The organism is Paenibacillus sp. P46E, from assembly GCF_001909095.1.
Classification (GTDB): Bacteria; Bacillota; Bacilli; order Paenibacillales; family Paenibacillaceae; genus Paenibacillus_AQ; species Paenibacillus_AQ helianthi.
Genome location: NZ_LVYZ01000110.1, coordinates 68,923 through 81,460 on the forward strand (window position 1 = coordinate 68,923; position 12,538 = coordinate 81,460).

9 protein-coding genes and 1 riboswitch are annotated in these 12,538 nt (G+C 49.5%); of the genes, 1 reads left to right on the top strand and 8 read right to left on the bottom strand.

Annotated features, from left to right (window positions below; translation table 11 throughout):
- Nucleotides 1-17: 17 nt before the first annotated feature.
- The 6 genes from parE to A3849_RS31390 form a co-directional block, all read right to left on the bottom strand.
- Complete coding sequence (parE, locus tag A3849_RS31365; protein ID WP_074114949.1) at nucleotides 18-2,000, bottom strand: DNA topoisomerase IV subunit B; 1,983 nt, start codon at nucleotides 1,998-2,000, stop codon at nucleotides 18-20.
- 65 nt (nucleotides 2,001-2,065) lie between these two features.
- On the bottom strand, nucleotides 2,066-3,043 hold the full coding sequence (locus A3849_RS31370; protein WP_372237821.1) for an ABC transporter permease subunit: 978 nt from the start codon (nucleotides 3,041-3,043) through the stop codon (nucleotides 2,066-2,068).
- Between the two features lie 4 nt (nucleotides 3,044-3,047).
- A complete protein-coding gene (locus tag A3849_RS31375) occupies nucleotides 3,048-4,028 on the bottom strand; it encodes an ABC transporter ATP-binding protein (RefSeq protein WP_074114951.1) in 981 nt (326 codons plus the stop codon).
- A 54-nt stretch (nucleotides 4,029-4,082) separates the two neighbouring features.
- Nucleotides 4,083-4,988 (bottom strand): GDSL-type esterase/lipase family protein, encoded by a 906-nt coding sequence (locus tag A3849_RS31380; protein WP_074114952.1) that lies wholly within the window; start codon nucleotides 4,986-4,988, stop codon nucleotides 4,083-4,085.
- A 293-nt stretch (nucleotides 4,989-5,281) separates the two neighbouring features.
- Nucleotides 5,282-6,049 (bottom strand): CAP domain-containing protein, encoded by a 768-nt coding sequence (locus tag A3849_RS31385; RefSeq protein ID WP_074114953.1) that lies wholly within the window; start codon nucleotides 6,047-6,049, stop codon nucleotides 5,282-5,284.
- Nucleotides 6,050-6,340: 291 nt separating this feature from the next.
- Nucleotides 6,341-8,302, bottom strand: coding sequence for a WG repeat-containing protein (locus A3849_RS31390; protein WP_074114954.1), 1,962 nt, complete (start codon nucleotides 8,300-8,302; stop codon nucleotides 6,341-6,343).
- Nucleotides 8,303-8,426: 124 nt separating this feature from the next.
- Nucleotides 8,427-8,526: riboswitch (purine riboswitch) on the top strand.
- A gap of 56 nt (nucleotides 8,527-8,582) precedes the next feature.
- Between A3849_RS31390 and ade the strand changes: the two genes are divergently transcribed.
- Nucleotides 8,583-10,349 (top strand): adenine deaminase, encoded by a 1,767-nt coding sequence (ade, locus tag A3849_RS31395; protein ID WP_074114955.1) that lies wholly within the window; start codon nucleotides 8,583-8,585, stop codon nucleotides 10,347-10,349.
- A 105-nt stretch (nucleotides 10,350-10,454) separates the two neighbouring features.
- On the opposite strand, the gene A3849_RS31400 is transcribed toward ade, so the two are convergent.
- The gene (locus tag A3849_RS31400; RefSeq protein ID WP_074114956.1) at nucleotides 10,455-11,150 is read right to left on the bottom strand and encodes a hypothetical protein; all 696 of its coding nucleotides are present in this window, start codon (nucleotides 11,148-11,150) and stop codon (nucleotides 10,455-10,457) included.
- A gap of 379 nt (nucleotides 11,151-11,529) precedes the next feature.
- On the bottom strand, nucleotides 11,530-12,537 hold the full coding sequence (gene mglC / locus A3849_RS31405) for a galactose/methyl galactoside ABC transporter permease MglC (protein ID WP_074114957.1): 1,008 nt from the start codon (nucleotides 12,535-12,537) through the stop codon (nucleotides 11,530-11,532).
- Nucleotide 12,538: the final 1 nt, after the last annotated feature.

The window sequence follows — 12,538 nt, forward strand, 5'->3', positions numbered from 1 at the left end:
AATTCCAACAGATTCTGCTATTCCTCAATCTCAGTGAAATCGACGTTCTCCACAATCCAGCGCTTGCGCGGGTCGACCTTGTCACCCATCAGCGTGGATACACGGCGCTCCGCCTTAGCAGCATCCTCGATCTGCACCTGGAGCAAATTGCGTGACTCCGGATTCATCGTGGTCTCCCACAGCTGGTCCGGGTTCATTTCGCCAAGTCCTTTGTAGCGCTGCAGCTCGAAATTCTTGCCGAATTCCTTCAGGTAATTCGCCAGTTCCTCGTCGCTCCAAGCATAGCGCACGGTCTCAAGCTTGCCCGATTTGCGCGTCAGCTTATACAGCGGCGGCTGGGCGATAAAGACTTTGCCGGCATCAATGAGCGGCTTCATATACCGGTAGAAGAAGGTCAACAGCAGCACCTGTATATGCGCACCGTCGGTATCGGCATCGGTCATGATAATAATCTTGGAATAATTGCTGTCTTCCACGGCAAATTCTGGTCCGATTCCCGCACCGATAGTGGAAATAATCGCCTTGAATTCGTCGTTCTTGAGCACATCCAGCAGCTTCGCCTTCTCCGAGTTCATCGGTTTGCCCTTCAGTGGCAGGATCGCCTGAATCTTGGAGTCCCGTCCCTGCTTGGCAGAACCACCTGCAGAATCGCCTTCGACGATGAACAATTCTGTACGTGTCACATCTTTGGACTGTGCAGGCGACAGCTTGCCGCCAAGGTTCGAGCTTTCACTGCGTTTTTTGCCGCTGCGGATTTCATCGCGGGCTTTACGCGCAGCTTCCCGCGCCTTGGAGGCCTGGATCGACTTCTTCAGGAGACTCTGTGCCACCTGCGGATTTTCTTCCAGAAAACGCGCCATATTCTCAGATACAATATAATCTACCGCACTGCGGGCAGACGCGCTTCCGAGCTGATCCTTCGTCTGGCCGACGAACTCCACCTCGGACATCTTGACACTGATAACCGCCATCATACCTTCGCGCAGATCATTACCTTCGAGGTTCTTGTCCTTTTCCTTAAGCAGCTGTGTCCGGCGGGCATAATCATTCAGAACCCGGGTATAGGCTGTCTTGAAGCCTGTCTCATGCGTGCCGCCGCTGCGGGTAGGAATCGAATTAACGAAGGAAGCAATAGTTTCGGTATACCCGGCATTGTACTGCAGGGCCACTTCAACCTCAATTTCGTCTTTTTCCGAGCTAAAGTGGATTACATCATGCAGTACGTCCTTGCCCTCGTTGAGGAATTGTACGAACTGGCTGGCCCCGCCTTCATAAAAATATTCATCCTGCCGGCCGCTGCGTTCATCATTCAGATTAATGCGCAGCCCGGAGTTCAGAAAGGCGATCTCCTGCACCCGTTCAGCCAGCGTATCATAGTTCAGGGCAATGCCGTTTGGAAAGACACGAATATCCGGCTTGAAGGTGATCTTCGATCCGGTCTTATTGGTATTCCCCAAAACCTCTAGTCCGGTCACTGGCTCACCGACATGTTCTTTGCCGCTTTTGTCCACCCAATATTCAAAGCGCTGCCGGTGGATCTTGCCATCACGGTATATTTCTACTTCCAGCCACTCGGACAAGGCATTGGTTACTGAAGCTCCTACGCCGTGCAGACCGCCGGATTTCTTGTAGCCTGAGCCTCCGAATTTGCCACCCGCGTGCAGAATCGTAAATACCACCTGCGGTGTGGGCACTCCTGTCTTGTGCATGCCGGTCGGAATTCCGCGTCCATTGTCGATTACGGTCACCGAGCCGTCCTTGCGGAGTGTAATATCAATTTTCGAGCAAAATTTGGCCAAATGCTCATCTACGGCGTTATCAACGATTTCCCATACCAGATGGTGCAGTCCCGAGGCACTCGTACTGCCGATATACATGCCGGGCCGTTTGCGTACTGCAACCAGACCTTCGAGCACCTGAATGTCGTCAGCATCGTATCCAGTCCGGGCGGTATCGCCGTTCTTGGAGACTTTTGCAAACATATCGATCTGTTCGAGCATTCATGCTCCTCCTTCTTTCTCTATCTGCGAAATGCAAACAAACGTTTTGGTTCACTTTGTACATTCTAATTCAAAATATCCCGTTTCGTAAAGACGGCGAATGAAATGATCACCGAAAGAATTCCCCAAACGGCTAGCACCCCCATAGAAAAGGACAGTGTCATCCCCTCAATAGGGGCGGGCGATCCGGACAAATAGCCGGTCAAGCCCAGGTTGACCATAAATAAATATTTGGCCGTAGTCCACGCTGAAGCCATATTTGTCAATATGGTGCCGGCAATCAGTGCCGCCATCATCACTACAATACTCGCGGCTGTGCTTCGCACGAGCACCGATACCATGAAAGCCAGAAGAGCAACAACTACACTCACGAACCAGATCAGTCCGCCCTGCATCAGCAAATATTTCCATTGCGGCACAGCATGCACGGTAGACATATCCACTGTATCCCCATTCAGCTGAAACCCCGTAAAGACAGGGACATTAAATCCTTTATACCCAAAGGCAAGACCCGAAACCAGATAGCTGATCAGAAAGGTCGAGAGCACAATCATTGAGACAAACATCAGCAGCGCCGCCATTTTGCTGAACAGCACTTTCCAGCGCTTCACCGGACGGGTCAGCAACATCTTGATGGTTCCGGTGGTCCGTTCTCCAGAGACCAAATCGGAGGCTACAGCCATAATCAGCAGCGGAATAAACAAGGATACCGAATTGTCCAGAAACTCACGGGTGAAGGTTACACCGCTAGGCTCATTCGGATTCACATCGTGATCCAGATAATATTGCAGCTGCTGGACAAATATTTTCCGGTAAGACTTCCACTCCTCAGGGATCCGGTCACTGCCGAGTGAATTCTGATTATCTGTGATTTGCTGCTGAACCTCCAGTCTCCAGTCGGAGTTGAACTTATCCCGGCTGCGCTCCGCAATCCGCATCTGCGCGTAGGTGAACATAGGTACAAGAACAAACAGAATAAGCAGAATAATGTAGAAACGCTTCTTTTTAATAATCTTCAGACACTCATTGCGGATGAGCGGCATTAGGCTAGTCAATAGTTTCACCTTCCGTTAACTTCAAGAATAGCTGTTCCAGTGTTGGGTTGATTTTATGCACAGCCCGTACTTCCACCTCATCTGTAACAAGTACGGCTACAATCTCCGGAATCAAATCCTCTTCCATTACAGTGATCAGGGAATTGGCCCCCATGCCGGCAATAACGGAATCATCCAGAGTCACTTCGTCCAGCTCCAGTATTGAAATATCCGGGCGGCCGCCAAGGAGGTTCTTTGCTCTGCTCAACGGATCCAGCTCCCACAGCACATATGGTGAGCTCTGGGCAACCAGATCATCGACTCCGCCCACGGCGAGCACCCGTCCTTTGCTGATAATGGCTACCCGGTCGCAGAGCAGCTGAATTTCGCTCAGCAGATGGCTGGACACAAATACGGCAAGACCTTCATCGGCCAGCCGCCGGATGAATTCACGCAGTTCCTTGATTCCTTTGGGATCCAGCCCGTTCGTGGGTTCGTCCAGAATCAGAAGCCGGGGGCGTCCAAGGAGTGCCTGAGCAATACCCAGCCGCTGGCGCATGCCAAGGGAATACGTACTTACCTTATCATGTATCCTCTGATCCAGCCGGACAATGTCGACTACCTCGGCGATACGGTCCTTACCTACTCCCGGCTGCATCCGGGCAAAATGCTGCAGATTTTCCCATCCGGTCAGATAGGTGTAGACCTCTGGATTCTCTACAATGGAACCGACATATTGCAGCGCTTTTTCAGGCTCACGGTTCACGTTGTAGCCGCATACGGTGATTTTCCCTTCGCTGGGTCGGATCAAATCTACCAGCATGCGGATAGTCGTCGTTTTGCCAGCCCCATTCGGACCGAGAAAACCAAATATTTCACCTTCACGCACATCAAAGGTTACATCATCAATAATCCATTTGCGCCCGATCTTTTTGCGGACACTGTCGACTGACAGCACTACTGTACCGGAGCCGTCTCTTGGGTTGGTTGTCATATTCCTTGCAGCTCCCTTCTGTTGATTATTTTGCCCTGTTGACAAATGCCCGGCTTATTGCAATGCCTGAATGACCCGCTCACTGATCCGCTGGTACCCGTCGCCATTCGGGTGGAAATGATCGCTCGACAGATACTTGTCCAGATGCCGGTTGAACAAATCAAAGGTGGGAACAAGCGTCATGTTGCTATGCTTATTAATAATATCCATCGCCGCGTTATTCCAGGCCGTTACCGCTTGGTTACCAGGTACGAGCAGCTCAGGAACATCTCCAAATGGATTATAGAGTCCCAGATAATAGATCTGCGCCTCAGGATTAATCTCTGAAATACGTTCGAGAATGGTATTAAGCCGTTTCGCCGCTTCAGGCAATGCTGCCAGCAGGGAATCAGGAGATATCTTATCATTCCCTTCTGCAATACCCGCACCTGTACTTACACCTGAGCCTTTCTCCATGCTTCCAGCTTTCTGACCTTCCGTATCCGGTACCGAAATCTGCTGGCCTTCACTGCCGCTTCCCAAAAGGTCAGCCCCTCTGAAAAGGTCATTCCCGCCTATGGACACCAGTATCACGTTAGACTGGCGAAGCGCATATTTCACACCTTCCTGCTGCAGCTTGCTCTGTAGCCCTGCTGTTGTCAGACCGTTGATCCCCATATTGCCGATCAGACTCGTCTTACTTCCTTTTGCGGTTAAGCCGTCTAACGTGCGCTTCACATACCCGCTGCCTTCATTATCGCCTGTACCTTTCGCCAGGGAATCGCCTATTGCCGCTATTCTAATCGTTTCTCCGGCAGCAGAGACTGGAGCAGCAGTCTGCTCCGGTAGAATAGTTAGTGTGGCTGCTCCTTTTGGGTACAGCACATCTTTTACCGCATACACAAACCCGACGATTAAAATGATTGTAGCCGCTATGGAAATCAAGCTGACTGCGCGCCAGGTCCATTTGGAATCGTTCAAAGCTATCCCTCCGTGTGCTAATCTATTCTGTATTGTTCCACATTTTACAAACTTCTTAACTATGTAGATAAACATAATTCTTCTATGTTCAATTTGCAAATACTGAATGCAAATGGAAGCGGATACTACTCTTCAAAGGACTGTATCCGTTTCAGAAGAAATATAAACATGATTGCTTAAAAAAACCGCTCCCCGGCTGCGCCGGAGAACGGTTAACTGCTGAGACAGCTGCGGTTTCTCTTAGGATTGAAAGAGGAGCCGTTATGCCTTGCAGAGATTGAAGCTTTTGAAGTTTACTTGCCGATGAATTCTTGTACCCAGTAGTTATTGTCAAAGCCGACACCGATATAATTGAAATTCGCACTTAGTATGTTGGCCCGGTGCCCGGTGCTGTTCATCCAAGCGGTCATGACTTCCTGTGGTGTTCTTTGTCCCATGGCGATGTTTTCACCTGCGTACTGATAAGTCACGCCGAAAGATGACATCATGTCAAAAGGTGAACCGTACGTCGGAGACGTATGGGAAAAGTAATTGTTCGAACGCATATCTGTTGCCTTGGCTGCTGCTACTTTGTTAAGGCTAGCTAGTGCTGCTACAGGAGATAATCCAGCTGCTGCGCGTTCCTTGTTGACCAACGTTACGATCTGCTGGGTAAATGCAGCAGTTCCGGACGTATCTGCCACTATTGGTGCTGGTGTTGCTACAGGTTTGGCTGGGACGACGGGTTTAACTGTTGGTGCTGGTGTTGCCACAGGCGTTACGGGCTGAACCGCAGGCGCTGGTGTAGCGGCAGGCTTCGCTGTAGCTGTTGGAGCAGCTGCTGCCGGTTTTGTAACAATAACAGGCTGAGGATTCGTAAAGGTTACCGTGGAACCATCCAACGAAAAGCCGTTTGTGCTGTATTGTTTCAGATATTCCATAAATTGTGCAAAGCTAGTGGTCTTTATGGTCACTGTCTGAGTTTCCGATGCTGCATTTGCTTGTAATGGAAGAGAGAGGCTAAGCGCCATAACAGCCGCTACACTTCCTCCAATCACTGCTCTTAAAGACTTGCTCTTCATTCTGCCATCTCCTTGTTTTCTTGTTGTAGTTTGGTCTTCTGCCAAGAGTCGCTGAATCAAATATTACAAAGTTGTAATTTGTTCCTCAGTCATTGTAACACAAATCTATGAGCTGTGCGCTTCTAAATTCTGGGGATTAGTAGAGTTCAGACCGCTTGTCCCGTCTAGCGGCAGACTGTCTAAGGCTTGTATTCCCCAAAAAAACGGCAACACCGCTCCTTCTGGAACGGCAGCCGTATATATTAATTTAAATTTTCTTACATTATATACTGGAACAGGGCAGAACTCCTCTTAGTGATAAGACTGCCAGAACTCCCCCTCGGTTGAGATGAGTCCCATAATCTCCGCATAAGGAATACGGAATGTAGGAAATCCGGCAGCATACGGCGCAATCTCATAAGGGGCAAAATACAGATATAGTGCCTCTTCATCCACATAAAACGGCTGGTCTGCGGTAATGCCCTTATAGGTATTGGGAAATACATAGGAATACTGGGGATCATTCGCAATCTGCTTGCCGACAATATCACTGAGCTTCTGCACATATTTGCTGCCCGGCTTGAACAAATCAACCAACCTGTAAAATTTACCGTTCCGCAGATTGATATGCGTATAGATTTTTGTCGGCATGCCGTGTGCTGCTCCGAATGGGAAGCGATACCCGTTCAGCTCCAGGACCAGGAGATTTTTACGGAAGAAGGATACGTTAAAATCACCGGTATAGCTGAAATCCTGGGCCGCACCGCCTGTCCCTGCACCTTCAGCCAGAGAAAGACTGCGCAGCTTGTCGTTCACTCCTCTGGACACATCCGTAATAGCAATGCCTTCCACCACGGGATAATAGACCAGATAGTCTTTGTTCGGCTTATATTTTTTCTCCAATACGGAATACGGCGGCCGGAGCGGAATCACACTGTTTTGTCTCCATACCTGTTTGCCGCTGCGGTCATAATAAGATGTGCGCTGATCTACATCCGCCCGGATCAGACTGCCGCTGAAGGACAGAGTGCCAGCACCAGGGATAACAGGGGGCTGGGCGGACTTTTGGCCGCTTTTATTGATAAAATAGGTCTCCTTGGCATCATATACGGACGCCAGGCCATTCTGATAACTGTTCACACCGAGCAGGGGATGATTGCTGAGAATCCTTCCAGTTACCGCATCTGCGATGACATAACGAGACCCGATGTAAGGCCGGGCAGCATCCAGAGGGGTCCCGAGTGCAACGCGATCCTCGCCAAGCTGCAGCACCTCGTAATAGGTGGCCGGGATGATCTGTAGTCCCTTCATATCAATCAGCCCATAGGCATTGCCATAATTAGCTGCTGTATTGATGACCGCTCGGCCCCCGGAAAAAGGCAGTGCAGCGGTAAATTGCGGCTGGATTGCAATAGTTCCATCCGTGCGGAGATAGCCGTATTTGCCGTTCTCTTCTGCCTGAAACGCCAGCAGACCGTCCCCCGGATACCCCACAAACGGATAGTGATAAGAATGCAATACCGCTCCCTGCGGATCGATCAATCCGTACTCTCCATCTTTGATTTTGACGAGTGCCGTCCCCCCCATAAAATCACCAGCATCCTCATATACGGCAGGCAGGACTTCTTTACCCTGCGCATCCCAGTAGCCATAGCGGGAAGTGCCTGTGGTGCTCTGTCTGGAAAAAAGCGCCCGGCCTTCATGAATCGAATTCAAATAGTCTGCGCGGGCGGAGGTGACCTCTTTGCCTTTTTCGTCAATCAGGGTATACCCCTTCGCATCGGAGACTACAGCCCGGCCCTCGGAAAAGGGGGCAATAAAGGAATAGACGGGCTTTACTTTCTCCTTGCCGGTGCTGTCAATCAACCCGGTTCTATCTTTACGCTGTATTATAGCCAAACCGTTCGGCTGAAAATCCTCGGCATAATCGTATCTGGGCTCAATGGCTGTCCGGCCTTCATTGTTGATGTACCCCCACAACGTGCCCTCTTTCAGCTTGAAAGGCGCAGGGTGCAACAGATCAGCCCTCAGCGCGCTCTCTTCTACTTCTGGGAGAACAATCTGCGGTTCGGGAGGTTTACGGAAATAGTCCACCCGGTACAATCCCTCTACCGCGGGGATCGTTACGAACAGCTCGTCATCTGCCCGGATAAAATCCTCTTCCTGCTGGGGAATGCACTCGTTCCAGCCGATTCCGTCCCACCGCCATACTTCAGTCTGGACAAGGCCGGTATCCCAGCCTTTACCCAGCTCATTCAATTTGATCCTCAGCATCCATTCGCTCCCCTTTACCAAAGCCTTATGCCTACAGGATATGGGCAGGGGCGGATTTATGTGCCTAAGCAGGCAAGGTTGTATATGACATGTGGTGTGATCTTGAAATTCATGGCTTCCTCGCATACTATAGACATAACATTTTTGTATAACTTCGGCGATAAGGGCCGAGGGTCTCTACCAGGAACCGTAAAATCCTGATTACAAAAGAATGCCGGTGTGCATTTTTTTGCGATCAGGATTTTTGGCATACCTTAAAACAGAAAAGGAAGTGAAACCTATGAACAACGGCACGCAGTCCCTGCTCACAAAACGCATTCAGGTGGCAGGCAAGCAAATTCCGGCCGATCTTGTAATCAAAGGCGGAACCATAGTCAATGTATTTACTGGTGAGCTTATGGAGGGTGATATTGCCATTGTGGATGGGTATATTGCAGGAATCGGCTCCTATGAAGGCAAACGGACGGCAGACGCCTCCGGAAAATGGATTATTCCCGGCCTGATCGACGGGCATGTACACATTGAGAGCTCCATGCTGACTCCCCGGGAATTTGCCAAAGTGGTGTTGCAGCACGGAGTGACAGCAGTAGTCACCGATCCGCACGAAATCGGCAGCGTGGCCGGGGTAGAGGGTATTAAATACATGCTGGAGCGCTCCAGAGACCTGCCGGTGGATATTTACGTCATGCTGCCCTCTTGTGTGCCGGCAACGAAGTTCGAGAGCTGTGCAGCCAGGCTGGAGGCCGCTGACCTCAATCCGCTGTATGCGGACCCCATGGTGCTGGGACTGGCTGAAGTGATGGATTTCCCTGCGCTGGCCGGGCCTGATACCGGGATGCTGGATAAGCTGGCCGGTGCACTTGACCAAGGGAAGCGGATCGACGGGCATGCTGCCGGGATTGCCCGGGAGGACCTTAACATCTTCCGTTCGGCTGGCATCCGGACAGATCATGAATGTGTCCATGCCGAAGAGGCCAAACAGCGCCTTGACCTGGGCCTGTATCTAATGATCCGTGAAGGAACCGCCGCCAAGGATCTGGAAGCCCTTCTGCCCGCTGTTACTGCAAAGAATGCCAGACGCTGCCTTTTCGTGACCGACGATAAATTAATTGATGATCTGCTGGAAGAAGGCAGCGTGGACCACAACATCCGGCTTGCCATCAGCAAAGGCCTTGATCCCATCACAGCCATCCAGATGGCAACGCTGAACACAGCGGAATGCTTCGGACTCCAAGACAGAGGCGCCATTGGACCTGGATACCGGGCGGATCTGGTGCTGCTGGACGATCTCAATTCACTCTCCATCTCTCAGGTCTTCAAACAAGGCGAATGTGTTGTTGACCATGGAAGGCTGGTTACAGGAGCTTTCACAGAAAATACAGCAGCTGATGTTCAAAGTTCAATTGCCGAGAGCTGCCGCCTGGCCAATGTGGAAACCGGTGATCTCTCAATCCATCTAGAGTCCGGCTACTGCAATGTTATCGGAATTATTCCAAACTCAATCGTAACCCGCCACCTCAAGGAACAGGTTCAGGTGCAGAATGGCTGCTTCACCCCTTCCGTTCAGCAGGATCAGCTCAAGTTAGCTGTCGTGGAAAGACATAACCGGACCGGGAATATCGGTCTGGGTATCGTAAAAGGCTTTCAGTTCTCCAAAGGTGCCATCGCGGCAAGCGTAGCTCATGATTCGCATAATATCATCGCCGCCGGAGTCTCGGATCTGGATCTGCTCACCGCCATCCGCCACATCGAAGCCATGAACGGCGGACTGACTGTAGTATGCGGCGGTAAAGTTCTTGCCTCCCTCCCGCTTCCGGTAGCAGGACTCCTGTCCGAGCAGGGCTATGAACAGGTCTATACCGAGATGAAGCAGCTGTACGCCGCCCTTCGTGAGATAGGTGCACCGGATCACTTCAATCCTTTCCTGACCTTATCCTTCCTGGCCCTGCCGGTCATTCCTGCGCTCAAGCTAACAGACCGGGGTTTGTTCGACTTCGCCTCTTATTCGCATATTGGGATTGAGGTACCGCCTCCAGATACGAAGTAGCGGAGACAGTTTTTTAAAGCCAAAAAGCGTTTGCGGATACCCCAGCAAACGCTTTGCTTGTCGAAAAACCCAAGACATATAAAGAGCTTGGGTTTCTTTTTGCGATTACTTACTATATTTCTTATTAAGACGTTCTTGTCTTAATTTTTCAATTCTAACTTTCTCTTTAAATATATCCTGGTTGATTTGCTTATCCTGTGCTTCATTTTCTTTCTTTAGTTCCTTCTCGAGTAACGATATTACTTTCTTCTCTTCAAGTGTTTCATTAATTATATTACTCAAAGCGAAGCTTTTTTTTGCAATAAAATTGAAATAAATTAGACATATCAGTAGGAAGAAAATAAACATAAGATAGACCACTGCTTTCATCGTATAACTATTAGCAATTCTTTCACGCTTAATCTTTGCAGCTGCGTTATATGCATCCCCAATTTGTTTGTTTCTTAAAACAGGGTCATCAGCTACTCGAATTTGTTCTACAATTAAATCTCTAGCAGCATCAGTTATTGAGTTATCGATAGCATCATAACTCTCATTAGTACTTGTTATTACACTTGTAGTCATCGTAAACACAAGTCCAAGTACAGTAAATAAAATTGTTATAGCTTTTACCCAATCACCTAAAGAATTGGCATCTGCTTTTAGTACTCTGAGTTCACTCTCACTTTTGAGAAGCAACTTCTCCTTGGCGAGTTCTAATTTTGCCAGCGGAATGCCTTTTGGTTTTACTAACCGTATTCCTAACTCATCTTTGAAGTAACTTTCAATGTTCTTGTATTTGCTGATTATTGAAGTTGTCATCTCGTCCAAATCTCCTATTCAATTCCTGATTTGTATATCGGTATTTTCCAGAAAAAAATAAGAACAACCTGCAAGTAGTTATCCTTAGGCTGTCGGTCGAGACTTCTCAAAATCCAAAAAAGCGTTTGCCGGATATCCAGCAAACGCTTTTTATACTTCCCCTCCCCCTCGCGAAGCGGGGAGGGACTATCCCAAGGTGATGCAAGTGGCGGAGGGGAGGTTTGGAGCTGTAGGAGCGAATGCGTCCGCCTTTAGGTTTGGATTTCTACCGCGACCAGCGGTTTAAATCAGGAAATCCAAACCTAACAGCGGCCGAAAGCCCAAACACTCACCGTAGCCACGCCCCAATCACCACAAGTAGTTATTGTTGTTGCTTCGCTTACTTCTTCGACGAATATTTCCGCATATCAAACGATACCGCCGCAATGATAATCAGACCTTTGATAATCAATTGATAGTAAGGACTGATACCGATAAAGGTCAGACCGTAGTTGATCAGGGTGAAGATAATAACACCGACCAGAACGCCCGGCACCGTACCGATACCGCCTGTAGTGGACACGCCGCCGACTACGCAAGCCGCGATGGCATCAAGCTCATACATGTTACCATAGTTGTTTGTTGCGCCGCCTGTTCTGGCAGCCTCAAGCACACCAGCCAGACCGTACAGGGCACCAGCGATAGCGTAGATGTAGATCAGGTTCTTGGATACGTTAATCCCGGATACCTTGGCAGCCTGCATGTTGCCGCCGATAGCGTACATGTTTTTACCAAGCTTGGTTTTGTTGAAGAGCACCCACACGATGGCGGCGACTACAAGGGCTATGATGACAATGTACGGTATAGAATATTTTCCCTCACCTATAAAACCGGAGCCTATCTTGGTGAAGTCAGGACGCAGACCGCCGATCGGCTGTGATTGGTTCGGGTCCATATCAAAGTACAGGGAGTTCAAACCGTATACAATCAGCATCGTACCGAGTGTAGCAATGAATGGCGGAACATTTAGCTTGGAGACAATAATCCCGTTCACGAGACCACAGAGAAGACCGGCAACGATAGCGATCAGGATTGGAAGCCATACCTGCACCTGAGGCAGATCAGGGAAGAACCGGCGTGAATAATCAGGTATCTGCAGCATCGAAGCAGAGATCACCGCCGTGAATCCGACAACCCGGCCTGCGGATAAGTCCGTACCGGCTGTGATCAGAATAAAGGCCACACCCAGAGCGATAATTACACGTGTAGATGATTGAATCAGGACGTCACGCAGGGTATTGATGGACATAAAGCTTGGCTCATAGATGATAATACCCATGATCAGCAGTACCAATACGATATAGATCGCGTTTTGAGTGACAAAGGATTGAGCTTTTTTAACGTTCATT

Coding starts and splice junctions, on each gene's coding strand:
- parE (WP_074114949.1), bottom strand. CDS start 2,000: ATGCTCGAACAGATCGATATGTTTGCAAAAGTCTCCAAGAACGGCGAT.
- A3849_RS31370 (WP_372237821.1), bottom strand. CDS start 3,043: ATGCCGCTCATCCGCAATGAGTGTCTGAAGATTATTAAAAAGAAGCGT.
- A3849_RS31375 (WP_074114951.1), bottom strand. CDS start 4,028: ATGACAACCAACCCAAGAGACGGCTCCGGTACAGTAGTGCTGTCAGTC.
- A3849_RS31385 (WP_074114953.1), bottom strand. CDS start 6,049: ATGAAGAGCAAGTCTTTAAGAGCAGTGATTGGAGGAAGTGTAGCGGCT.
- A3849_RS31390 (WP_074114954.1), bottom strand. CDS start 8,302: ATGCTGAGGATCAAATTGAATGAGCTGGGTAAAGGCTGGGATACCGGC.
- ade (WP_074114955.1), top strand. CDS start 8,583: ATGAACAACGGCACGCAGTCCCTGCTCACAAAACGCATTCAGGTGGCA.
- A3849_RS31400 (WP_074114956.1), bottom strand. CDS start 11,150: ATGACAACTTCAATAATCAGCAAATACAAGAACATTGAAAGTTACTTC.
- mglC (WP_074114957.1), bottom strand. CDS start 12,537: ATGAACGTTAAAAAAGCTCAATCCTTTGTCACTCAAAACGCGATCTAT.